Origin of the sequence: Streptomyces tateyamensis (assembly GCF_003205575.1) — a bacterium.
Classification (GTDB): domain Bacteria; phylum Actinomycetota; class Actinomycetes; order Streptomycetales; family Streptomycetaceae; genus Kitasatospora; species Kitasatospora tateyamensis.
Window position 1 is genome coordinate 115,211 of the sequence record NZ_PYBW01000053.1, and the last position, 22,091, is coordinate 137,301.

16 protein-coding genes and 1 pseudogene are annotated in these 22,091 nt (G+C 73.1%); 15 read left to right on the forward strand and 2 right to left on the reverse strand.

The window, feature by feature from the left end:
• Positions 1 to 56 precede the first annotated feature (56 nt).
• Positions 57 to 1,223 (reverse strand): class I SAM-dependent methyltransferase, encoded by a 1,167-nt coding sequence (locus C7C46_RS17225; protein ID WP_110670583.1) that lies wholly within the window; start codon positions 1,221 to 1,223, stop codon positions 57 to 59.
• 209 nt (positions 1,224 to 1,432) lie between these two features.
• On the opposite strand from C7C46_RS17225, the gene groES reads away from it, so the two are divergent.
• From groES to C7C46_RS17240, 3 genes are all read left to right on the forward strand, one after another.
• On the forward strand, positions 1,433 to 1,738 hold the full coding sequence (gene groES, locus C7C46_RS17230) for a co-chaperone GroES (RefSeq protein ID WP_110670585.1): 306 nt from the start codon (positions 1,433 to 1,435) through the stop codon (positions 1,736 to 1,738).
• Positions 1,739 to 1,853: 115 nt separating this feature from the next.
• Positions 1,854 to 3,482, forward strand: a complete 1,629-nt coding sequence (gene groL / locus C7C46_RS17235; protein ID WP_110670587.1) for a chaperonin GroEL — start codon at positions 1,854 to 1,856, stop codon at positions 3,480 to 3,482.
• Positions 3,483 to 3,561: 79 nt separating this feature from the next.
• On the forward strand, positions 3,562 to 4,560 hold the full coding sequence (locus C7C46_RS17240) for a LysR family transcriptional regulator (protein ID WP_110670589.1): 999 nt from the start codon (positions 3,562 to 3,564) through the stop codon (positions 4,558 to 4,560).
• Positions 4,561 to 4,612: 52 nt separating this feature from the next.
• Here C7C46_RS17240 and C7C46_RS17245 read toward each other — a convergent pair whose 3' ends face one another.
• A complete protein-coding gene (locus tag C7C46_RS17245) occupies positions 4,613 to 4,927 on the reverse strand; it encodes a WhiB family transcriptional regulator (protein WP_110670591.1) in 315 nt (104 codons plus the stop codon).
• Positions 4,928 to 5,384: 457 nt separating this feature from the next.
• On the opposite strand from C7C46_RS17245, the gene C7C46_RS17250 reads away from it, so the two are divergent.
• The 12 genes and pseudogenes from C7C46_RS17250 to C7C46_RS36570 all read left to right on the forward strand — a co-directional run bounded on the left by C7C46_RS17250 (position 5,385) and on the right by C7C46_RS36570 (position 22,084).
• Positions 5,385 to 5,996: a response regulator transcription factor gene (locus C7C46_RS17250; protein WP_014136228.1), complete on the forward strand. Its 612-nt coding sequence runs from the start codon at positions 5,385 to 5,387 to the stop codon at positions 5,994 to 5,996.
• Positions 5,997 to 6,267: 271 nt separating this feature from the next.
• Positions 6,268 to 6,957: an RNA polymerase sigma factor ShbA gene (shbA, locus tag C7C46_RS17255; protein ID WP_110670593.1), complete on the forward strand. Its 690-nt coding sequence runs from the start codon at positions 6,268 to 6,270 to the stop codon at positions 6,955 to 6,957.
• Positions 6,958 to 7,197: 240 nt separating this feature from the next.
• Entirely contained in the window at positions 7,198 to 8,700 is a 1,503-nt protein-coding gene (gene guaB / locus C7C46_RS17260; protein ID WP_110670595.1) for an IMP dehydrogenase, read from the forward strand.
• Positions 8,701 to 8,802: 102 nt separating this feature from the next.
• A complete protein-coding gene (locus tag C7C46_RS17265) occupies positions 8,803 to 9,918 on the forward strand; it encodes a GuaB3 family IMP dehydrogenase-related protein (RefSeq protein ID WP_110670597.1) in 1,116 nt (371 codons plus the stop codon).
• 178 nt (positions 9,919 to 10,096) lie between these two features.
• Positions 10,097 to 11,932, forward strand: a complete 1,836-nt coding sequence (locus C7C46_RS17270; RefSeq protein WP_110670599.1) for a serine/threonine-protein kinase — start codon at positions 10,097 to 10,099, stop codon at positions 11,930 to 11,932.
• A 32-nt stretch (positions 11,933 to 11,964) separates the two neighbouring features.
• Positions 11,965 to 13,095: a protein kinase family protein gene (locus C7C46_RS17275; protein WP_146259109.1), complete on the forward strand. Its 1,131-nt coding sequence runs from the start codon at positions 11,965 to 11,967 to the stop codon at positions 13,093 to 13,095.
• Positions 13,096 to 13,224: 129 nt separating this feature from the next.
• Positions 13,225 to 14,874: a serine/threonine-protein kinase gene (locus tag C7C46_RS36560; RefSeq protein ID WP_245984468.1), complete on the forward strand. Its 1,650-nt coding sequence runs from the start codon at positions 13,225 to 13,227 to the stop codon at positions 14,872 to 14,874.
• Between the two features lie 73 nt (positions 14,875 to 14,947).
• The gene (locus C7C46_RS17295; RefSeq protein WP_110670605.1) at positions 14,948 to 16,567 is read left to right on the forward strand and encodes a succinic semialdehyde dehydrogenase; all 1,620 of its coding nucleotides are present in this window, start codon (positions 14,948 to 14,950) and stop codon (positions 16,565 to 16,567) included.
• A 26-nt stretch (positions 16,568 to 16,593) separates the two neighbouring features.
• A complete protein-coding gene (locus tag C7C46_RS17300) occupies positions 16,594 to 18,396 on the forward strand; it encodes a GMC oxidoreductase (RefSeq protein ID WP_245984469.1) in 1,803 nt (600 codons plus the stop codon).
• An 844-nt stretch (positions 18,397 to 19,240) separates the two neighbouring features.
• The gene (gene guaA / locus C7C46_RS17305) at positions 19,241 to 20,827 is read left to right on the forward strand and encodes a glutamine-hydrolyzing GMP synthase (protein WP_110670609.1); all 1,587 of its coding nucleotides are present in this window, start codon (positions 19,241 to 19,243) and stop codon (positions 20,825 to 20,827) included.
• A 201-nt stretch (positions 20,828 to 21,028) separates the two neighbouring features.
• Positions 21,029 to 21,574: pseudogene (locus C7C46_RS36565) on the forward strand (DoxX family protein); the annotation flags it as partial.
• A 249-nt stretch (positions 21,575 to 21,823) separates the two neighbouring features.
• A complete protein-coding gene (locus C7C46_RS36570) occupies positions 21,824 to 22,084 on the forward strand; it encodes a Rieske (2Fe-2S) protein (protein ID WP_245984473.1) in 261 nt (86 codons plus the stop codon).
• Positions 22,085 to 22,091: the final 7 nt, after the last annotated feature.

Consider the following 22,091-nt stretch of genomic DNA (forward strand, 5'->3'; position numbering starts at 1 on the left):
GCACCGTGGAAGACGGTGCCCGGGCAGGCTAATGCACGGCGGCACCCGTTCGGGCGCTAATCGCCCACTGGTTGCCCGAGCATCATGACCGGGCCGCGCTCGGTTCGACTCAGGATCACCGTCAGGGAGTTGGGGCCGCTGGGCTTGAGCTGGCGGCGCAGCTCCTCCGGGGTGACCGACATCCCGCGCTTTTTGATCACCACGGTGCCGACCGCGCGCTCGCGCAGCAGCGCCTTCAGCCGCTTCACCTGGTACGGCAGCACGTCGGTCAGCTCGTAGGCGCGGGCGTAGGGGGTGGGCACCAGGGCGTCGGAGGTGACGTAGGCGATCATCGGGTCGATCAGCGTGCCGCCGACCTGCTCGGCGACCTCGGCGACCATGTGGGCCCGGATCACCGCGCCGTCCGGCTCGTACAGGTAGCGCCGTACCGGGCCGGCCGGCGGGTCGGGCAGCCGGCCGCCGGCCAGGCTGTGCGGGCCGGGCAGCAGGGTGGCCCGGTGCGGCTCGGCGGCGCCGGTGCCGAACCAGAGCACCGCCTCCTTCACCTCGCCGTGGTCGGAGACCCACTCCGCCTCGGCGTCCTCGGGCACCGCCTCGTGCGCGATGCCGGGGGCCACCTTGAGCGCGCCCAGCCGGGTGCGCCGGCCGGCCTCGATCGCCCAGGAGAGCGGCGGGGAGTAGGCGTCGGGGTCGAACACCCGGCCCCGGTCGGTGCGCCGGGCGGGGTCGGTGAAGACCGCGTCGAACCCGTCGAGTTCGAGCTCGGTGGCATCGGCCCGGCGCACCTCGACCAGCTCGGACAGGCCGAGCGCCGCGGCGTTGGCGCGGGCCACCGCGCAGGTCAGCGGGTCGCGGTCGACGGCCAGCACCGCGATGCCGCGGCGGGCCAGCGCGATCGCGTCGCCGCCGATGCCGCAGCACAGGTCGGCCAGCCGCCGGGTGCCCAGCTCGGCGAACCGGGCGGCCCGCCAGTCGGCCACGCTGCGCCGGGTGGCCTGCTCGACCCCGTGGGGCGTGAAGTACATCCGGCGGGCGTCCGCGCCGAACTTCGCCTCGGCCCGGCGGCGCAGCTGCTCCTGGCCGATCGCGGCCGAGACCAGCTCGGCCGGGTACTGCCGGCGCAGCCGGGTGGCCACCGCCAGCTCGTCACCCGGGGCCAGTCCGGTCAGTTCGGCCAGCAGCGCCTGGCCGCGCTCGGTCAGCAGTTCCTCGAACGTCTCCACCCGGTCATTGTCCCGGTCGCGCAGATCGATGGGCGCGCCGTTGGCACTCTGGTTGACTGAGTGCTAACCGCGGCCTATGGTCGTTCCTGGCACTCCCCCCAGGGTGAGTGCTAACGCGACGGAACGGGTCTGACCCCCGCGACGGCAGGCCGGTCACGTCGCCACCTACCTGTTAGACAACCCCGTAATCTCCGAAGGGGAGCTCGGACGTGACCACCAGCAGCAAGGTTGCCATCAAGCCGCTTGAGGACCGCATTGTGGTCCAGCCGCTCGACGCCGAGACCACCACGGCCTCCGGCCTGGTGATCCCGGACACCGCCAAGGAGAAGCCCCAGGAGGGCGTCGTCCTGGCCGTCGGCCCGGGCCGCTTCGAGGATGGCCAGCGCCTGCCGCTCGACGTCGCCGTTGGCGACGTCGTCCTGTACTCGAAGTACGGCGGCACCGAGGTCAAGTACCAGGGCGAGGAGTACCTGGTCCTCTCGGCCCGCGACGTGCTCGCGATCATCGAGAAGTAAGCGTTCCGGCGGACCGACGGTCCGTCATCCGCCCGCCCCGGATCCCGTCTTCGACAGGGGCCCGGGGCGCGGCTTTTGGTTCACGTAGCGCAGCACACCCAAGGAAACGGACATCATGGCGAAGATCCTGCAGTTCGACGAGGACGCCCGCCGCTCGCTCGAGCGCGGTGTCAACAAGCTGGCCGACACCGTGAAGGTGACCATCGGCCCCAAGGGCCGCAACGTCGTCATCGACAAGAAGTTCGGTGCCCCGACGATCACCAACGACGGTGTCACCATCGCCCGCGAGATCGAGCTGGACGACCCGTACGAGAACCTCGGCGCCCAGCTGGTCAAGGAGGTGGCCACCAAGACCAACGACGTCGCGGGTGACGGCACCACCACCGCCACCGTGCTGGCCCAGGCCCTGGTGAACGAGGGTCTGCGCAACGTGGCCGCGGGCGCCGGCCCGGCCGCCCTGAAGAAGGGCATCGACAAGGCCGTCGCCGCCGTCTCCGAGCACCTGCTCTCGGTCGCCCGCGAGATCGAGGGCAAGGACGACGTCGCCGCCGTCGCCGCCCTCTCCGCGCAGGACCCGCAGGTCGGCGAGCTGATCGCCGAGGCGATCGACAAGGTCGGCAAGGACGGCGTGATCACCGTCGAGGAGTCCAACACCTTCGGTGTGGAGCTGGACTTCACCGAGGGCATGCAGTTCGACAAGGGCTACCTGTCGCCGTACTTCGTCACCGACGCGGAGCGTCAGGAGGCGGTCCTGGAGGACCCGTACATCCTGATCAACCAGTCGAAGATCTCCTCGATCCAGGAGCTGCTGCCGCTGCTGGAGAAGATCCTGCAGGCCGGCGCCTCCCGCCCGCTGCTGATCATCGCCGAGGACGTGGAGGGCGAGGCGCTCTCCACCCTGGTCGTGAACAAGATCCGCGGCACCTTCAACGCGGTGGCCGTCAAGGCCCCGGGCTTCGGCGACCGCCGCAAGGCGATCCTGGGCGACCTGGCCGTGCTCACCGGCGGCACCGTGATCGCGGAGGAGGTCGGCCTCAAGCTCGACCAGGTCGGCCTGGAGGTGCTCGGCACCGCCCGCCGGGTCACCATCACCAAGGACGAGACCACCGTGGTGGACGGCGGCGGCGACAGCGAGGCCGTGGCCGGCCGGGTCGGCCAGATCAAGGCCGAGATCGCCGGCACCGACTCGGACTGGGACCGCGAGAAGCTGCAGGAGCGCCTGGCCAAGCTGGCCGGCGGGGTCTGCGTGATCAAGGTCGGCGCGGCCACCGAGGTCGAGCTCAAGGAGCGCAAGCACCGCCTGGAGGACGCCATCTCGGCCACCCGCGCGGCGGTCGAGGAGGGCATCGTCGCCGGCGGCGGCGCCTCCCTGGTGCACGCGCAGAAGGTGCTGGACGGCGGCCTGGGCCTGTCGGGCGACGAGGCGACCGGTGTCGCGGTGGTCCGCAAGGCGCTGGCCGAGCCGCTGCGCTGGATCGCCCAGAACGCCGGCCTCGAGGGCTACGTCATCACCCACAAGGTGGCGGAGCTGGAGCAGGGCCACGGCTACAACGCGGCCACCGGCGAGTACGGCGACCTGCTGAAGGCCGGCGTCATCGACCCGGTCAAGGTCACCCGCTCGGCGCTGGAGAACGCCGCCTCGATCGCCTCCCTGCTGCTCACCACCGAGACCCTGGTGGTGGAGAAGAAGGAGGAGGAGTCGGACGCCGGCCACTCGCACGGCGGCCACGGCCACTCGCACTGACGCCTGACACGCACTGACGGCCCGGTGCCCCCCGCCTCGGCGGGGTGGCACCGGGCCGTCGGCGTCTACCCTGGGGCGCATGATCGAGGCACGGCATCTGCGGGTCCTGCGAGCGGTGGCGCGCACCGGTTCGTTCTCGGCGGCGGCGCGCGAGCTGGGGTGCACCCAACCGGCGGTCAGCCAGCAGATGAAGGCGCTGGAGAAGACGATCGAGCTGCCGCTGGTGGTCCGTTCGGGGCGTGGGGTGCAGCTGAGCGAGGCGGGCGAGGTGCTGCTCAAGCACGCCTCGGGGATCCTGGCCGGGCTCAGCGCCGCCGAGCAGGAGGTGGCGGCGATCGCCGGGCTGCGCGCCGGGCGGGTGCGGCTGGTCTCCTTCCCGACCGCGAGTTCCACCCTGGTGCCGCCCGCTGTCGCCCAGCTGCGGGGCACCCATCCGGGGGTCCGCGTGTCGCTGGTGGAGGCCGAGCCGCCGGAGTCCCTGGCGATGCTGCGCGGCGGCGAGTGCGAGGTAGCGCTGGCCTTCCGCTACCCCGACCAGGCGCCGCAGCAGCCGCCCGGGCACGGGGCCGGCCGGGCGGCGCGGGCCAAGGCGGTGCTGGCCGCGGCCGAGACGGCGGCCGCCGCGGACTGGTCGGACCTGGTGGTCCGCCCACTGCTGGACGACCCGCTGGTGGGCCTGCTGCCGCCCGGGCACCCGTTGGCCGGGCGCGACGAGGAGCACCCGGTCGAGCTGGCCGAGCTGGCCGGCGAGCAGTGGATCGCGGGCTGCCCGCAGTGCCGAGGGCACCTGGTGGAGCTCTGCGCGGGCGCCGGCTTCGAGCCGCGGATCGACTTCGCCACCGACGACTACCCGGCGGTGGTCGGCCTGGTGGCGGCCGGGCTCGGCGTCGCGGTGCTGCCGGGGCTGGCGCTGGGCGCGGTGCGCCGGGACACGGTGGCGGCGGTGCCGGTGCACGCCGCGGGCGGCGGGCCGGCCCGCCGCGAGGTGGTCGCGCTGACCCTGCCGGACCTGGCCGAGGTGCCGGCCGTGGCGCTCATGCTGGACCGGCTCGCCTCGGTGGCGGCGGCCGGTCGCTGACTGCCCGGGTGCGGTCCGCTGGCCGCCACCTCCTGAAGGAACGTTTCTCCTCCTACTGACGAACCGTCAACGGCGCCTCGACGAGGCGGTTGCGGGCCCGGCCCTGCAGTTCCTCGCGCTCGTCCTCGGTCAGTCCGCCCCAGACCCCGTACGGCTCGCGCACCGCCAGTGCGTGGGTGGCGCACTGCGCGCGTACCGGGCAGCGCATGCAGACCTCCTTGGCACTCTGCTCGCGGGAGCTGCGCGCGGCACCGCGCTCCCCCTCTGGGTGGAAGAAGAGCGAACTGTCCACACCTCGGCAGGCTGCGGAGAGTTGCCAGTCCCACAGGTCCGCGTTGGGACCGGGGAGGCGGGAGAAATCGGCCATGGCTCATTCCCTTCGATGAGGCTTCCGTACGGCGAGGCATCGAGACGCCGGGAAGGACACCTGGAAATATGACTTACGGCGACCTACGGGACAAGTCACCCACACACTTACACAACAGTCAATGATCGTACAAAAGCTATAAAAGCGGACGAACTGGGCATGAAGCGGGTCGCCCGGGCTGTGGCAATCGGGTGGTCCGGTGTGTCGCCGGCGGGCGGCGCGCCGGTGGTTCGACTGCGCTCCGGCGCACGGGGACGGCGTTCCCACGCGCCTGACGAGCACAAAAGAGCGGGGTTCGCCCCGCGATGCGGCTGATCGGTAATGAGTCGGCCACGTACAGTGGTGGAGATGGCCCTGAAGGCCGTAACTCATTCGAGTGACGGTCGTTGGAAGTGCGGAGAGAGTTCGTACCAGCCAGGAGGCTCAACGTGACGCGGATCAGCTGCGGAGGACGGTCATGACTTCCGTTCTCGTTTGCGACGATTCACCGCTCGCCCGGGAGGCGCTGCGCCGAGCGGTGGCGACGGTGCCGGGCGTCGACCGGGTGACCACGGCGACCAACGGCGAGGAGGTCCTGCGCCGCTGGGTGGCCGACCGCTCCGACCTCGTCCTGATGGACGTGCGGATGCCCGGCCTCGGCGGGGTCGAGACGGTCCGTCGGCTGCTGTCCGCCGACCCCGGTGCCCGGATCATCATGCTCACCGTCGCGGAGGACCTGGACGGCGTGGCGCTCGCCGTCGCCGCCGGCGCCCGCGGCTACCTGCACAAGGACGCCTCCCGGGCCGAACTGCGCGCCACCGTCACCCAGGCGCTGGCCGACCCGACCTGGCGGCTGGCCCCGCGCCGGCTGCGCAGCCCGGACATGGGTGCGGCGCCGACCCTGACGGCCCGTGAGATCCAGGTGCTGGAGGGGATGAGCCACGGCCGCAGCAACGCGGAGATCGGTCGCGAGCTGTTCCTGTCCGAGGACACCGTCAAGACGCACGCCCGCCGCCTGTTCAAGAAGCTCGGCGCCTCCGACCGGGCGCACGCGGTGGCCCTCGGTTTCCGCTGGGGCCTGGTCCGCTGAGCTGCGCCGCGCACCGCCCGCGCCCCTTCGCGCCGTTGGCCGAGGGGCGCGCGCAGCCGGTCGGTTCGCACGGCTCACGAGCCGGGCGAACCATGACTCCCGGGTTTCCACGGCCGTGGCATAGGCCCTTCGGCGGTGGAGGCTGCACCATGGAGGGGTGGAGCGCGATGGCGGCGGGAGCGGGGGTGGGACGGTGGCGACGGATAACGGTCCGGTGCACAACTCCGGACGCGGTGCGGCGTTTCGCGGATCGACCAGGCACCATGGACCGATGCGTGAGGACGAGCCCGGCGACAGCGGCGCGAGCCGACCGCCAGTGAGCGAGCCGCCGCCGTCCGAGGAGCGGGCCACCGGCCGCGGTCGCCGGGCGGCGCCCGGTGCTGCGCCCGGCACCTCGCCGCTGGTCGCCGAGCTGGTGGCGGCCGCGGTCCGGGGCGAGGGTCCGGCCACTGACGCACTGTTGGCCTACGTCCATCCGCTGGTGCTGCGCTACTGCCGGGGCCGGCTGGTCCGGCTGCCGGGCGGGGCCCGGCACCATGTGGACGACGTGGCGCAGGAGGTGTGCGTCGCGGTGCTCTGCGCACTGCCGCGCTACCGGGACGAGGGGCGTCCGTTCGAGGCCTTCGTCTACTCGATCGCCGCGCACAAGATCGCCGACCTGCAGCGGGCCGCGATGCGCGGGCCCGGTTCCACCGCGATCCCGCCGGGCGACCTGCCCGAGGTGGTGGACGAGGCGCTCGGCCCGGAGGAGCGCGCGCTGCTGAGCAGCGACGCGGCCTGGATGCGCGAGCTGCTGTCGAACCTGCCGGCCCGTCAGCGCGAGCTGGTGCTGCTGCGGATCGCGGCCGGGCTGTCCGCGGAGGAGACCGGTGAGGTGCTCGGCATGTCGCCGGGCGCGGTCCGGGTGGCGCAGCACCGCGCGCTCAGCCGGCTGCGGGCGCTGGCGGAGGAGTCCGCGTAGCCGCGAGTCGGTGTGTACTCGCTCACCCTTGTCAAGGGGGCGCGACGTGAGAACTCGTGAAGCCAGTACGATGGGGTATCGGCGCCTGGACAGGTCGCCAAAGATCGACCGGGGCGAGCGGCGTTACCTCGTATGTTCGTCCAGGAGACCTGGCCTGTGCCGGTGGACGCGCGCCCGCCGACCCTCAACCGGGCGCGGTACGGAACGACACGGCCGGCCACGGGAAGGTAGCCCCCCACCATGTCTCTTAACGCCGCAGGCGTACCCGAGAAGTTCGCCATGCTCGGACTGACGTACGACGACGTCCTGCTGCTGCCCGGGGAATCGCACGTGCTGCCCAACCAGGTGGACACCTCCTCCCGGGTCTCGCGCAACGTGCGGGTCAACATCCCGCTGCTCTCGGCCGCGATGGACAAGGTCACCGAGTCCCGGATGGCGATCGCGATGGCCCGTCAGGGCGGCGTCGGCGTGCTGCACCGCAACCTGTCGATCGAGGACCAGGCGAACCAGGTCGACCTGGTGAAGCGCTCCGAGTCCGGCATGGTCACCGACCCGATCACGGTGGGCCCGGACGCCACGCTGGCCGAGGCGGACGCGCTCTGCGCCAAGTTCCGGATCAGCGGCGTGCCGGTCGCCGACCCGGACGGCAAGCTGCTGGGCATCGTCACCAACCGCGACATGGCCTTCGAGGCCAACCGCTCGATCCTGGTCCGCGAGATCATGACCCCGATGCCGCTGATCACCGGCAAGGTCGGCATCTCCGCCGAGGACGCGGTCGGGCTGCTGCGCCGCCACAAGATCGAGAAGCTCCCGCTGGTCGACGCCGAGGGCCGGCTCAAGGGCCTGATCACGGTCAAGGACTTCGTCAAGGCCGAGAAGTACCCGAACGCCGCCAAGGACGCCGAGGGCCGGCTGCTGGTCGGTGCCGCGGTCGGCGCCAGCGCCGAGGCCTTCGACCGGGCCCAGGCGCTGGTCGAGGCGGGTGTGGACTTCCTGGTGGTGGACACCTCGCACGGCCACAGCCACAACGCGCTGGACTGGATCGCCAAGATCAAGTCCGCCGTGGCGGTGGACGTGGTGGGCGGCAACATCGCCACCCGGGACGGCGCCCAGGCGCTGATCGACGCCGGCGTGGACGGGGTCAAGGTCGGCGTGGGCCCGGGCTCGATCTGCACCACCCGCGTGGTGGCCGGGATCGGCGTGCCGCAGGTCACCGCGATCTACGAGGCCGCGCTGGCCTGCCGCGCGGCGGGCGTGCCGGTGATCGGCGACGGCGGCCTGCAGTACTCCGGCGACATCGGCAAGGCGCTGGCCGCCGGTGCCGACACCGTGATGCTGGGCTCGCTGCTGGCGGGCTGCGAGGAGTCGCCGGGCGAGCTGCTGTTCATCAACGGCAAGCAGTTCAAGTCCTACCGCGGCATGGGCTCGCTGGGTGCGATGCAGACCCGCGGCCAGGCCAAGTCCTTCTCCAAGGACCGCTACTTCCAGGGCGAGGTCAGCTCGGACGAGAAGCTGATCGCCGAGGGCATCGAGGGCCAGGTGCCCTACCGCGGCCCGCTCTCCGCGGTGCTGTACCAGCTGGTCGGCGGCCTGCGCCAGACCATGGGCTACGTCGGTGCGGGCACCGTCGCGGAGATGGAGTCCAAGGGCCGGTTCGTCCGGATCACCTCGGCGGGCCTCAAGGAGAGCCACCCGCACGACATCCAGATGACCGTCGAGGCGCCGAACTACACCAGCCGCTGACCCGGCTGCCGTCGAAGGCCCGCCACCCCCTGGTGGCGGGCCTTCGGGCGTTGGCGGGGGATACTGGGGGGCGTTGTTGAGCAGCAAGCAGAGAGGCTCGAAGTGACTGAGATCGAGATCGGGCGAGGCAAGCGCGGCCGCCGGGCGTACTCCTTCGACGACATCGCCGTCGTCCCCAGCCGCCGGACCCGGGACCCGAAGGAGGTCTCGATCGCCTGGCAGATCGACGCCTACCGCTTCGAGCTGCCGTTCCTGGCGGCCCCGATGGACAGCGTGGTCTCGCCCGCCCAGGCCATCGCGATCGGTCAGCTCGGCGGCCTCGGCGTGCTCAACCTGGAGGGCCTGTGGACCCGCTACGAGGACCCGCAGCCGCTGCTGGACGAGATCGCCGAGATCGCTGACGGGGCGTCGGCCACCCGCCGGCTCCAGGAGATCTACGCCGCGCCGATCCAGGCCGACCTGATCGGCCGCCGGATCCGCGAGGTGCGCGAGTCCGGCGTGGTCACCGCCGCCGCGCTCTCCCCGCAGCGCACCGCCGAGTTCTCCAAGGCCGTGGTCGACGCCGGGGTGGACGTCTTCGTGATCCGCGGCACCACGGTCTCCGCCGAGCACGTCTCCGGCGCCGCCGAGCCGCTCAACCTCAAGCAGTTCATCTACGAGCTGGACGTGCCGGTCATCGTCGGCGGCTGCGCCACCTACACCGCCGCGCTGCACCTGATGCGCACCGGTGCGGCCGGCGTGCTGGTCGGCTTCGGCGGCGGCGCCGCGCACACCACCCGCAACGTGCTCGGCATCCAGGTCCCGATGGCCACCGCGGTGGCCGACGTGGCCGCCGCCCGCCGGGACTACATGGACGAGTCCGGCGGCCGCTACGTGCACGTGATCGCCGACGGCGGCGTGGGCTACAGCGGCGACATCGCCAAGGCGGTGGCCTGCGGTGCCGACGCGGTGATGATCGGGGCCGCGCTGGCCCGGGCCACCGACGCGCCGGGCAAGGGCTTCCACTGGGGCATGGAGGCGGTGCACGAGGAGCTGCCGCGCGGCAAGCGGGTCAACCTGGGCACCGTGGGCAGCACCGAGGAGATCCTGACCGGTCCCTCGCACACCCCGGACGGCACCATGAACCTGTTCGGTGCGCTGCGCCGGGCGATGGCGACCACCGGCTACTCGGAGCTCAAGGAGTTCCAGCGGGTCGAGGTGACGGTCAGCCACCGCTGATCCGTCGCAGCTGCGGCGGCCGCCCGGTCCGGGCGGCCGCCGCACCGCTATTTTCGGGGTCGAGTGAACAGCGGCCCGGCACACAGGGGATGATGGAGGCTTGACCGTCCCCGCGTTCCACGCCGCGGGTGGACGGTCCGTCACCTGACCGGCCGTAGCACATGGGGGAACGCCCGCAATGACCCAGCCGCAGGGCAGTTCCGGACGCCTCCTGGCCGACCGCTATCGGCTCGAGTCCGTCCTCGGCAGTGGTGGCATGGGCACCGTCTGGAAGGCCGAGGACGAGATGCTGGGCCGCACCGTCGCGGTCAAGGAACTGCGGATGCACGGCGGGGTGGACGAGGACGAGCGGCACCGGCTGATCGTCCGCACCCTGCGCGAGGCCAAGGCCACCGCCCGGATCCGGCACACCGCCGCGGTCACCGTCTTCGACGTGGTCGAGGAGGACGACCGGCCGTGGATCGTGATGGAGCTGGTGGACGGGCGTTCGCTGGCCGAGGTGGTCAAGGAGGACGGGCCGGTCACCCCGGTGCGGGCCGCCGAGATCGGCCTGGAGCTGCTCGGGGTGCTCGGCGCGGCGCACGCCCAGGGGATCCTGCACCGGGACGTCAAGCCGTCGAACGTGCTGATCGGTGAGGACGGGCGGGTGGTGCTGACCGACTTCGGCATCGCCAGCGTGGAGGGGGACACCTCGGTCACCTCCACCGGCATGCTGGTCGGCGCGCCCTCGTACATATCTCCCGAGCGGGCCAGGGGGCAGAAGCCCGGGCCGCCGGCCGACCTGTGGTCGCTGGGCGGCACGCTGTACGCCGCGCTGGAGGGCAAGCCGCCCTACGACCGGGGCTCGGCGCTGGCCACCCTGACCGCGGTGATGACCGAGGAACTGCCGCCGCCGGCCGGTGCCGGGCCGCTGCTGCCGGTGATCCAGGGGCTGCTGGAGAAGGACCCGGCCAAGCGGCTGGACGCCTCGCAGACCCGGTCGATGCTCAAGCGGGTGGTCGCCGAGGCGACCGCGCGGGCGGAGTCGACCACCCAGGCCGAGCTGGTGACGCAGGCGCAGGCCGAGCCGGCCGCCGAGCAGACGGCCAAGGTGGCCAAGGTGGCCAAGCAGCGGCCGCGGGTGCCCGGGCTGAGCACGGTGCGGGTGGGGGCGGCCGTCGCGGCGTCCGAGCAGTCGGCGGACCCGGTGGATCCGGGGGCGCAGGAGACCAGTTGGAGCCGGAGCCCGACGCTGGCCGCGGCCGGGCGGTGGCCGCGGCGGCGGTGGCTGCTGGCGGTGCTGGCCCTGGTGGTGGCGGTGCTCCTGGTGTTCGGAGTGGTGTGGCTGGCCCAGGGTGACGGCGGGACGGCGCACCGGGCGGGGGCGGGCGGCGGGGCGTCGGTCGCCGCCTCCGGGGCCGGTGCGCCCCCGGCTTCGGGCTCGGCGGCCGCCTCGGCCTCGGTGTCGCCCTCCGCTCCGGCTTCGGCGAGTGCGGCCGGGGCGCCGCCGGCCAGTCCCGCTGCGTCAGCCGGCGCTGCGTCAGCCGGCGCGTCCGGCAGCCCCGCGGCGTCCGGCTCGCCCGCGCCCTCGGGGCCGCCGGCCGGCTACCGGACCTACCAGGACCCGTCGGGCTTCACCGTCTCGCTGCCCGGGTGGCTGGCCGAGGACTCCTCCTCGAAGGCCGGTTCGCGGGTCTTCACCGGTCACGGGCTGCGGCTGCAGCTCGACTGGATCAGCCCGCCCGGCCCGAGCGCGCTGGGCGCCTGGAAGGACGAGGAACCCGCGGTGCGGGGCGCTTCGGCCAACTACCAGCTGGTGCGGATGGAAGCGATCACTTACCGGCAGTGGACCAACGCCGCGGACTGGGAGTGGACCTTCGGCTCCGGGGTGACCAAACGCTCGCTCAACCGGGGCTTCGTCGCCGGTTCGCACGGTTATGCGCTCTACTGGACCGCGAACGACAGCGACTGGAACACGCCCGAGCTCAGCCAGGCCAGGCAGACCGCCTTCGACAGCTTCCAGCCCGCGCCGTAACGAGCGGTCCGCGAGAGGGAAGGGGAACGGCCATGCGAGCTGGCCCTGGCCAGACGGTGGCCGGCCGGTACCGGGTGACGGACCGGGCTGCCGGCCCGGCCGCGGCCGACGGGCTGCGGCTGGTCGCCGTGGACGCGGAGACCGGGGGGCGGGTGCTGCTCGAAGGGGTCGAGCTGCCCGAAGTGCTGGTGCCCGAACTGGCGGGCAGCGTCGACTTCCCCGGCAGCCGGTGGCTGGACCCGGAACCGGTGCTGGCCGTGGCCGCCGAGGCCCTGGCGGCGGTGCCCGAACATCCGAGGCTGCGTCAGTCCTTCGCGGTGCTGGCCGAGGACGGGGTGGTCTGGGTGGCGGTGGAGCTGCCGGGCGGGGCGCCGTTGACCGAGTTGCTCGCCGAGGGGCCGCTGGAGCCGTACCGGGTGGCCGAGTTGGCCGCCGACCTGGTGGCCGCGCTCGGTGCCGTGCACCTCACCGGACGGGCGCACGGCGGGGTGCTGGCCGAGCGGGTGCACGTGTACGAGGACGGTGCGGCGCTGCTCGGCGGCCCGGTGCTGGGGGCGGTCGAGGAGGCGTTGGCCCGGGAGCTGGGCGGACCGGACGGCCGGCGCTGGGGGCTGGCCCGGACCGGACTGGTCGGGGCCCGGGCCGAGCGGTGGCCGCCGGAGCTGCTGGCCGAGCAGGGAGCGGTGGCCGGGCCGCCGGCCGACCTGTGGGCGCTCGGGGTGCTGCTGCACCGACTGCTGACCGGTCAGGGACCGTTCCCGGAGCAGGCGCCGCCGGAGCTGTACGCCGCGGTGCGGGCCGGGCAGCGGCTGGACAGCGCCCCCTGCGGGCCGCTGCGCCCGCTGGTGGACGGGCTGCTGGTGCCGCAGCCCGGGCAGCGGTGGACCGCGGCGCAGGCCCGGCAGTGGCTGACCGGGATGCTGGCGGGCGCGCCGGAGCCGTACCGGGTGGAGCCGGAGCACGAGGTGCTGCCGGTGCTGCGCCCGTCCTGGCCGCTGGTGGTGCGCCGGCGGCGCGGGGCCCGGGCGGTGGGCCCGGAGCACGCGCGCCACGCCCGCGCGGCGGCGCGCCGCCCGTCACCGCTGCTGCCCCTGCTGCTGGTCGGCGGGGTACTGGTGGCCATGGTGGCGGCGATGGCGGCCGTGGTCCTGCTCAACGGTTAGAGCGGGTCACAGGGTGGTCACGCGGACGGGTCGCGCGCGGGGGTGCGGGATCGGACGCCTAGGCTGGAGACGGAACATTGTCCGAGCCGGTGATCATTGCGTGGTGCACCGAAGAGGGGGACGGTCGCCATGGGCGGACAGGAGCAAACGGCGCAGCCGAGAATGCTGGCCGGGCGCTACGAGTTGGGGGAGCGGCTCGGCCGGGGCGGGATGGGGACGGTCTGGCGGGCCGTCGACCTGATGCTGGACCGGGAGGTGGCGGTCAAGGAGCTGACGGTCGACCACCTGCCCGAGGAGGACCTGGCGATCCTGCAGTCGCGGATGAAGCAGGAGGCCCGGGCCGCCGCGCGGATCAAGCACGCGGGTGTGATCACCATCCACGACGTGCTGGAGCAGGACGGCCGCCCGTGGATCGTGATGGAGCTGATCGACGGCCGCTCGCTGGCCGACCTGATCTCCCAGGAGGGCCCGCTCTCCCCGCGCACCGCCGCCGAGGTGGGGGCCCAGGTGCTCGCCGCGCTGCACCGCGGCCACCAGCTCGGGGTGCTGCACCGTGACGTCAAGCCCGCCAACGTGCTGCTGGAGCGCGGCACCGGTCGCGCGGTGCTGCTGGACTTCGGCATCGCCAAGTTCGAGGGCTCCTCGGAGCTGACCCGCCCCGGCGACCTGGTCGGCTCGCCCGACTACCTGGCGCCCGAGCGGGCCCAGGGCGGCCGGCCCGGTCCGGCCTTCGACCTGTGGGGCCTGGGGGCCACCCTGTACACGGCGGTGGAGGGCAACTCCCCGTTCCGGCGGGACAACCCGATCTCCACCCTGGCCGCCGTGGTGGACGAGCCGCTGCCGGAGCCGGTCCGGGCCGGTTCGCTGGGTCCGGTGCTGGCCGCGCTGATGGCCAAGGACCCCGAGGAGCGCCCGAGCGCCGACGCCGCGCTGCGGATGCTACGCGCGGTGACCGACGGCCACACGGTGTCCATCGGCACCCCGCCGCCGCTGCGGGTGCCGACCCAGTCGGTGCCGTTGGTGGACCGGTTGGAGGTCGCCGAGGAGTCGGCCGGCCAGGTGGCCGCCCCCGCCGAAGCCGCCACCGACCCGGCCGCCCCGACCACGGCGACCGCCCCCGTCCGCCGGGCGGGCCGGGGCGGCCGCCTGGCCCTGCTCGCGCTGGCCGGCCTGCTGCTGCTCGGCGGGGCCGGCTACGGCGCGCTGCGGTTGACCGAGCAGGGCGCACCGGTGGTCAGCCCCCCGGGCCCTGCGCCGACCACAGACGCGGTCCGGCCCGCGACCGACGGCACCCCCGGTCCGCTGCCGGCCGGATACCGCTGGCAGCAGGACGAGGAGGGCTTCCGCTTCCCGATACCCACCGACGCCGGGGTCTGGCAGCGCCGGGTGAGCAACGGCAACATCTACTACACCCCGGACGGGCAGAAGCACCTCATCCAGTTCGCGGTCTCGGTGGGCGAGCAGGGCTCCCCGCTGGACCACCTGCGGTCGATGGCGGCGGACGACCGCACGCTGAAGGACTACAAAGAGGTCAAGCTCGGCGCGACCACGGTGAACGGCCACGAGGGCGCGTACTGGGTCTTCACCTACACGGCCACCGACAAGGCCGCCAACCCCGGGCCGCGCAAGCTGTTCGAGGAGGAGTTCAAGGACTCCGACGGCACCGCCTACGCGATCCTGCTGTCCGCCCCGATCGCCGACGCGACGGCGGCGGAGCAGCGGTTCACCATGATCCTGAACAACTTCACCGTCACCCGCCGGTCGCAGAGCGGCGGATGACATATCGGCAACCGAGGTATTTTGTAGTTACCGACGGGTACCGTCCGGGGCGGTGAAGACCTAAGCTGCGCCCATGACGGACATCTCGGCAGTCAGCCGCGGCACCGGCCGCAATCCCGTGGCGCCGGGCGCCGGCCGTACGGTCGCCGCGGCGGTTCCCAAGTCCCTGGTCGCGCGGCTGGCCCGCGGCGTCACCGCCGGCGGCGACGCCGAGCCGGTCACCACCCTCGCGCCGCTCACCGGCGAGCCGCTGGCCGAGCTGCCGCAGTCCACCCCCGAGGACGTGGCCGGTGCCTACCGGGCGGCCCGACTGGCCCAGCCGGCCTGGGCCGCGCTGCCGGTCAGGCGCCGGGCCGAGGTGCTGCTGCGCTTCCACGACCTGCTGCTCAAGCGGCAGGACGAGGTGCTCGACCTGATCCAGGCGGAGACCGGCAAGGCCCGGCTGCACGCCTTCGAGGAGGTGCTGGCCACCGCGATGGCGGCCCGGCACTACGGCCGGTCCGCGGTCGGCTACCTGAAGGACCGTCGGCGCGGCGGTGCCGTCCCGGTCTTCACCCACACGGTGGAGGGCCGGCGGCCCAAGGGCGTGATCGGCCACATCTCGCCGTGGAACTACCCGCTGGAGCTGTCGGTCAGCGACGCGCTGCCGGCCTTCGCGGCGGGCAACGCGGTGGTCAACAAGCCCGACACGCAGACCGCGCTGACCGCGCTGTGGGCCCGGGAGCTGCTGATCGAGGCCGGGCTGCCGGCCGAGCTGTGGCAGGTGGTGCTCGGCGACGGCCCGGTGGTCGGCCCGGCCGTGGTGGAGCACGCCGACTACGTCTCGTTCACCGGCTCCACCCGCACCGGGCGGGACGTGGCCCAGCGGGCCGCCGCCCGGCTGGTCGGCGCCTCGCTGGAGCTCGGCGGCAAGAACGCGATGCTGGTGCTCGCCGACGCGGACCTGGACAAGGCCGCCGAGGGCGCGGTGCGGGCCTGCTTCTCCTCCGCCGGACAGCTGTGCATCTCGATCGAGCGGCTCTTCGTGCACCGCTCGGTGGCCGACGCCTTCCTGGCCAGGTTCGCCGAGCGGACCGCGGCGCTGCGCCTGGGCGGCGGGCTGGCCTACGGCGCGGACATGGGCTCGCTGGTCTCCGGGCGACAGCTGGAGACGGTCACCCGGCACGTCGAGGAGGCGGTCAAGGCGGGCGCCACGGTGCTGGCCGGCGGTCAGGCCCGCCCCGAGATCGGCCCGCTCTTCTTCGAGCCGACCATCCTGGACGGGGTCACCCCCGAGATGGCGGTCTGCTCCGAGGAGACCTTCGGCCCGGTGGTGTCGATCTACCGGTTCGACACCGAGGAGGAGGCGGTCACCGCCGCCAACGCCACCCCGTACGGCCTCAACTCCAGTGTCTGGACCAGGGATCTGCGCCGCGGCCGGGCGATCGCGGCCCGGCTGCGCACCGGCACGGTCAACGTCAACGAGGCCTACGCGGCGGCCTACGGCTCGGTGGCCTCGCCGATGGGCGGCATGGGCGACTCGGGCCTGGGGCGGCGGCACGGCGCCGAGGGCATCCTGCGCTTCACCGAGGCGCAGACCATCGCCAGCCAGCGGGTGATGCCGATCGCGCCGGCCTTCGGGCTGGACGACGAGAAGTTCGCCGCGCTGTTCACCAAGAGCCTGCGGATCATGAAGGCGCTGGGCCTCAAGTGAGCGGCGATCAGCTGAGTGAGGGTCAAGTGACGGACGGCAAAACGGACTTCGACTACGACGTGATCGTGGTCGGCTCGGGCTTCGGCGGCTCGGTCTCGGCGCTGCGGCTGACCGAGAAGGGCTATCGGGTCGCCGTGCTGGAGGCCGGACGGCGCTTCACCCGGGACGAACTGCCGAAGAACTCCTGGGACGTCAGGAACTACCTGTGGGCCCCCTCGCTGGGCCTGTACGGCATCCAGCGGATCCACCTGCTGGCCAACGTGCTGGTGCTCGGCGGCGCCGGCGTGGGCGGCGGCTCGCTCAACTACGCCAACACCCTGTACGTCCCGCCGAAGGCCTTCTTCGAGGACCGCCAGTGGCAGCACATCACCGACTGGCAGGAGGAGTTGGCACCGTTCTACGACCAGGCGCAGCGGATGCTGGGGGTGCGCACCAACCCCACCATGACCCCCTCGGACGTGCACCTGAAGGCGGCCGCCGAGCGGATGGGCTGCGGCGACACCTTCCACTTCGCCCCGGTCGGGGTGTTCTTCGGGGACGGCCGGGACGCCGACGGCTCGGCCAAGGCGGTGCCCGGCGGCGAGGTCGAGGACCCGTACTTCGGCGGCGCCGGACCCAGCCGCAAGGCCTGCGTGGAGTGCGGCGAGTGCATGACCGGCTGCCGCCACGGCGCCAAGAACATGCTCACCGAGAACTACCTGCACCTGGCCGAGGCGAACGGCGCCGAGATCCACCCGCTCACCACGGTGGCCCGGATCCGCGAGCAGGGCGCGGGCTTCGCGGTGGACGTGCTGCGCACCAACGCCCGGTCCGGCGCGGCCAGGAAGGCCGGTGCCCGGACCCTGACCGCCGCCAAGGTGGTGGTCGCGGCCGGCACCTACGGCACCCAGAGCCTGCTGCACAAGATGCGCGACGGCGGCCTGCTGCCGAACATCCCGGCCACCCTGGGCGAGCTCACCCGGACCAACTCCGAGGCGCTGGTCGGCGCGCAGACCACACCGCGGCGCTACGGCGGCCCGGTGGACTTCACCAAGGGCGTGGCGATCACCTCCTCGATCCACCCGGACGAGAACACCCACATCGAGCCGGTCCGCTACGGCAAGGGCTCCAACGCGATGGGCTTCCTCTCCATCCAGCAGGTGCCCGGCGGCGGGCGCGGCCCGCGCTGGCTGCGGGCCGGGGTCACCGCGGCCAAGCACCCGACCGTCTTCGCCCGCTCGCTGAGCAACTACCGGTGGTCGGAGCGGACCATCATCGGCCTGGTGATGCAGTCGCTGGACAACTCGATCACCGTCTCGCTCAAGCAGAAGGGCCTGGGGAAGGGGTCGCTGACCTCGCGGCAGGGCCACGGCGAGCCGAACCCGACCTGGATCCCGGCGGCCGAGGCGGGCGCCAAGGCGATCGCGGCGGAGATCGGCGGCTTCGCCGGCTCCACCGTCGGCGAGATCTTCGACATTCCGATGACCGCGCACTTCATCGGCGGCTGCGCGATCGGCGACAGCCCCGAGCGCGGCGTGGTCGACCCGTACCACCGGCTCTACGGGCACCCGGGGATCAGCGTGGTGGACGGCTCCACCATCTCCGCCAACCTGGGGGTGAACCCCTCGCTGACCATCACCGCCCAGGCCGAGCGGGCGATGTCCATGTGGCCGAACAAGGGCGAGGCGGACCCGCGCCCGGAGCCGGGCCAGGCCTACCGCCGGGTCGCCCCGGTGGCCCCGCAGCACCCGGCGGTGCCGGCCGGCGCGTTCGGGCAGCTGCTGCTGCCGGTGCCCGCGGTCCCGGCCAGGCAGGACGAGCAGCAGGCCGCTCCCGCCGTCGAGGGCTGACCTGCAGCGGGCGAGGCAGGCAGCGGGCAAGGCAAAGGGCCCCGCGGGGGAACGGGGCCCTTTGTCGCTCAGCACACGGCGTCAGGGCTGCGCCGGTGCTGGGGTCGGCGGCGCCGGGGGAGGAGCGCCGCCTCTATTCGGATGGCTCGACGGGCGCTCGACGGGGCCGGTCCGGCCCGCCGTCTCGGCGCCTGGTCCTCACGCAGTGTGAGGAGATACCCACTGTCACCGCCGATGGGCGGGAGCAGCGAAGCCGATGGCCCACCCGCCGGCCTCGGCCGCCGGTGTGCCCTCCCCTGCATCGTGGTGGACGCGGGCCCTGCTCTGCAACTGGTTCGGCGTACTTCGGCACAGTCCATTTTCTGCCAGGCATCTTCCTGACATCCGGTCAGCACCGTGGCGGGCTCCGGTCGCCCGCGCGAGAACCTGGTGACGTTGGGTAGTCGCGGGGTGGTTCGCCGGGTGGCGCGGCGGCTGCTCGGGCGTCCCCGGGCGCTGCCGCCGCACCTCCTGGCGCAGTCGTGAGCCGGCCGCTGTCCCCTGCCGCCGCCTCCCCGCACCCGTGCACGGTCCCACGACGCCCCGTCCGACCGCCGGCCGGCTGTGGGGCGTCACGTGCGCGAGTGGACTGGACTTCCACGCGTGGTCCTGCCGGACCGTACGGGCGCGGGCCCGGGCGCGGTGCGGCACACCTGGCGGGTGTGGCGCGGTCGTACGGTCGCCGGGTCAACGAGGCGGCGGCGGGGGCGGACACGGCCGCAGCGGCAAAGGGGTGAACGGGAGGGAACCGCGGTCCCGGTAGAATCGAAGGTGGAACCCCCACATCGCCGCCGGAAGGCCGTCTGTGTCCCCTGCTACCCCCGAACTCCCCGTACCGTCGGTCGACACCGTTCTGGTCGTCGACTTCGGCGCCCAGTACGCCCAGCTGATCGCCCGCCGGGTGCGTGAGGCGCGGGTCTACAGCGAGATCGTGCCGAGCACCATGCCGGTGTCCGAGATGCTCGCGAAGAACCCCAAGGCGATCATCCTGTCCGGCGGCCCCTCCTCGGTCTACGAGGAGGGCGCGCCGCGGCTGGACCGCGCGCTGTTCGAGGCCGGCGTGCCGGTCTTCGGCATGTGCTACGGCTTCCAGCTGATGGCGATCACCCTCGGCGGCACGGTGGACAACACCGGTGCCCGCGAGTACGGGCGCACCCCGCTGCACGTCTCCAGGGCCGGCTCGACCCTCTTCGAGGGCACCCCGACCGAGCAGTCGGTGTGGATGTCGCACGGCGACGCCTGCTCCGCCGCGCCGGCCGGCTTCACCGTCACCGCCTCGACCGCGGTGGTCCCGGTGGCCGCCTTCGAGGACGACGAGCGCAGGCTCTACGGCGTCCAGTACCACCCCGAGGTGCTGCACTCCACGCACGGCCAGCAGATCCTGGAGCACTTCCTCTACCGCGGCGCCGGCCTCGCGCCGACCTGGACCACCCACAACGTGGTGGACGAGCAGGTCGCGCTGATCAAGGAGCAGGTCGGCGACAAGCGCGCTATCTGCGGCCTGTCCGGCGGCGTCGACTCCGCGGTCGCGGCCGCGCTGGTGGCCCGCGCCGTCGGCGACCAGCTGACCTGCGTGTACGTGGACCACGGCCTGATGCGCAAGGGCGAGACCGAGCAGGTCGAGAAGGACTTCGTGGCCGCCACCGGCGTCAAGCTCAAGGTGGTGGACGCCGAGGAGCGGTTCCTGACCGCGCTCAAGGGCGTCAGCGACCCGGAGGAGAAGCGCAAGATCATCGGGCGCGAGTTCATCCGCGTCTTCGAGCAGGCCCAGGCCGAGATCATCGCGGACGAGGGTCCGGCGGTGGAGTTCCTGGTCCAGGGCACCCTGTACCCGGACGTGGTGGAGTCCGGCGGCGGCACCGGCACCGCCAACATCAAGTCCCACCACAACGTCGGCGGCCTGCCCGAGGACCTCGAGTTCCAGCTGGTCGAGCCGCTGCGCAAGCTGTTCAAGGACGAGGTCCGGATGGTCGGCCAGGAGCTCGGCCTGCCGGAGGAGATCGTCCAGCGCCAGCCGTTCCCGGGCCCGGGCCTGGGCATCCGGATCGTCGGCGAGGTCACCAAGGAGCGCCTGGACCTGCTGCGCGAGGCGGACGCGATCGCTCGCGAGGAGCTGACCGCGGCCGGTCTGGACCGCGAGATCTGGCAGTGCCCCGTGGTGCTGCTGGCGGACGTGCGCAGCGTCGGCGTGCAGGGCGACGGCCGTACCTACGGCCACCCGGTCGTGCTGCGCCCGGTCTCCTCCGAGGACGCGATGACCGCCGACTGGTCCCGCCTGCCGTACGAGGTGCTGGCCAAGATCTCCACCCGGATCACCAACGAGGTGCGCGAGGTCAACCGCGTGGTGCTGGACGTGACCAGCAAGCCGCCGGGCACCATCGAGTGGGAGTAATCCCTCCCGGGATTTGAACGGCCGCACCGCCAGCCACGTACTCGTGGTTGGCGGTGCGGCCGTTCGTGTCGGATCCGACCACTGCGCGGGTGTGGTCGGATCCGGCGCCCGGAGCTGGCAGATAACGTCAAGAGAGCGCGGCAGCGGGCAGAATGCGGTACGTGGCAGTCAGGAACTGACGGTACGAAAGGTGACGCGATGATGGAGGGCACCAGGGACTCGGTGGACGCCGGGGACCCGGGCACCGGAGCGCCGGGACCGGCCGGGCCGGGGACGGGACGGGCGGCGGAGCTCAAGGCGCTCGGCCGGCGGTACGCGCTGCTGCCGCTGCGCCTCTTCCTGGGCGTCACCTTCTGCTACGCCGGCCTGGACAAGCTGGCCGACAGCCACTACCTGGCCGCCCGCACCGACCCGCAGTCCTTCTACGCGCAGACCCTGGCCGCCAAGCCGCACAGCCCGGTCGGCGCACTGCTCGAGCCGGCCCTGCACGCGCCGACCTTCTTCGCGCTGCTGATCGCCTTCGGCGAGCTCGCCGTGGGTCTGGGCACCCTGGTCGGGCTCTGGGGCCGGCTGGCCGCGCTCGGCGGGGCCACGCTCAGCCTGACCCTGTTCCTGACGGTCAGCTGGAACGTCTCGCCGTACTACCTGGGCAACGACCTGCCCTACCTGATGGCCTGGACGGCGCTGCTGCTGGCCGGGACGCCGTACCTGTCGGTCGACGGCTACCTGGCCCGGCGCGCCGAGCGGGACCGGGCCCGCGGGCTGACCGAGGACGCGGTGCGCCGGCGCACCTTCCTCGACGGCTCGATCGCAGCGGTCGCGCTCGGCGGGGCCGGCCTGCTGGTGGGCTCGCTGACCGCCACCTTCGTGCGCAAGAAGCCGGGGCCGGCGGCCGCGGCCACCCCGGCGCCCGCCCAGTCCGGCGGAACCGGCGGCAGCGGCGGTGCAAAGGTCTCGGTGGCCGCGGCGGACGTGCCGGTGGGCGGCTCGGCGGCGGTGAAGGACCCGGCCAGCGGGGACACCGTCTACATCCTGCAGCCCAAGGCCGGGCAGTACTGCGGCCTCTCCTCGGTCTGCACGCACGCCGGCTGCACCGTGGACCCGCCCAGGAACGGTGCGCTGAGCTGCCCGTGCCACGGCTCCAAGTTCGACGCCGCCACCGGCGCGGTGCTCACCGGTCCGGCGGTCAAGCCGCTGCCCAAGTACACCGTCACCAAGGACGGCGACCGGCTGGACCTGGGCGCGCAGAGCTCCTGACGGGCCG

Bases quoted from the DNA above. Each gene is read 5' to 3' on its own strand.
- C7C46_RS17240 (WP_110670589.1), top strand. From the start codon at position 3,562: ATGATCGAGGCACGGCATCTGCGGGTCCTGCGAGCGGTGGCGCGCACC.
- shbA (WP_110670593.1), top strand. From the start codon at position 6,268: ATGCGTGAGGACGAGCCCGGCGACAGCGGCGCGAGCCGACCGCCAGTG.
- C7C46_RS17275 (WP_146259109.1), top strand. From the start codon at position 11,965: ATGCGAGCTGGCCCTGGCCAGACGGTGGCCGGCCGGTACCGGGTGACG.
- groL (WP_110670587.1), top strand. From the start codon at position 1,854: ATGGCGAAGATCCTGCAGTTCGACGAGGACGCCCGCCGCTCGCTCGAG.
- guaB (WP_110670595.1), top strand. From the start codon at position 7,198: ATGTCTCTTAACGCCGCAGGCGTACCCGAGAAGTTCGCCATGCTCGGA.
- C7C46_RS17270 (WP_110670599.1), top strand. From the start codon at position 10,097: ATGACCCAGCCGCAGGGCAGTTCCGGACGCCTCCTGGCCGACCGCTAT.
- C7C46_RS17295 (WP_110670605.1), top strand. From the start codon at position 14,948: ATGACGGACATCTCGGCAGTCAGCCGCGGCACCGGCCGCAATCCCGTG.
- C7C46_RS17245 (WP_110670591.1), bottom strand. From the start codon at position 4,927: ATGGCCGATTTCTCCCGCCTCCCCGGTCCCAACGCGGACCTGTGGGAC.
- C7C46_RS17250 (WP_014136228.1), top strand. From the start codon at position 5,385: ATGACTTCCGTTCTCGTTTGCGACGATTCACCGCTCGCCCGGGAGGCG.
- C7C46_RS36560 (WP_245984468.1), top strand. From the start codon at position 13,225: ATGGGCGGACAGGAGCAAACGGCGCAGCCGAGAATGCTGGCCGGGCGC.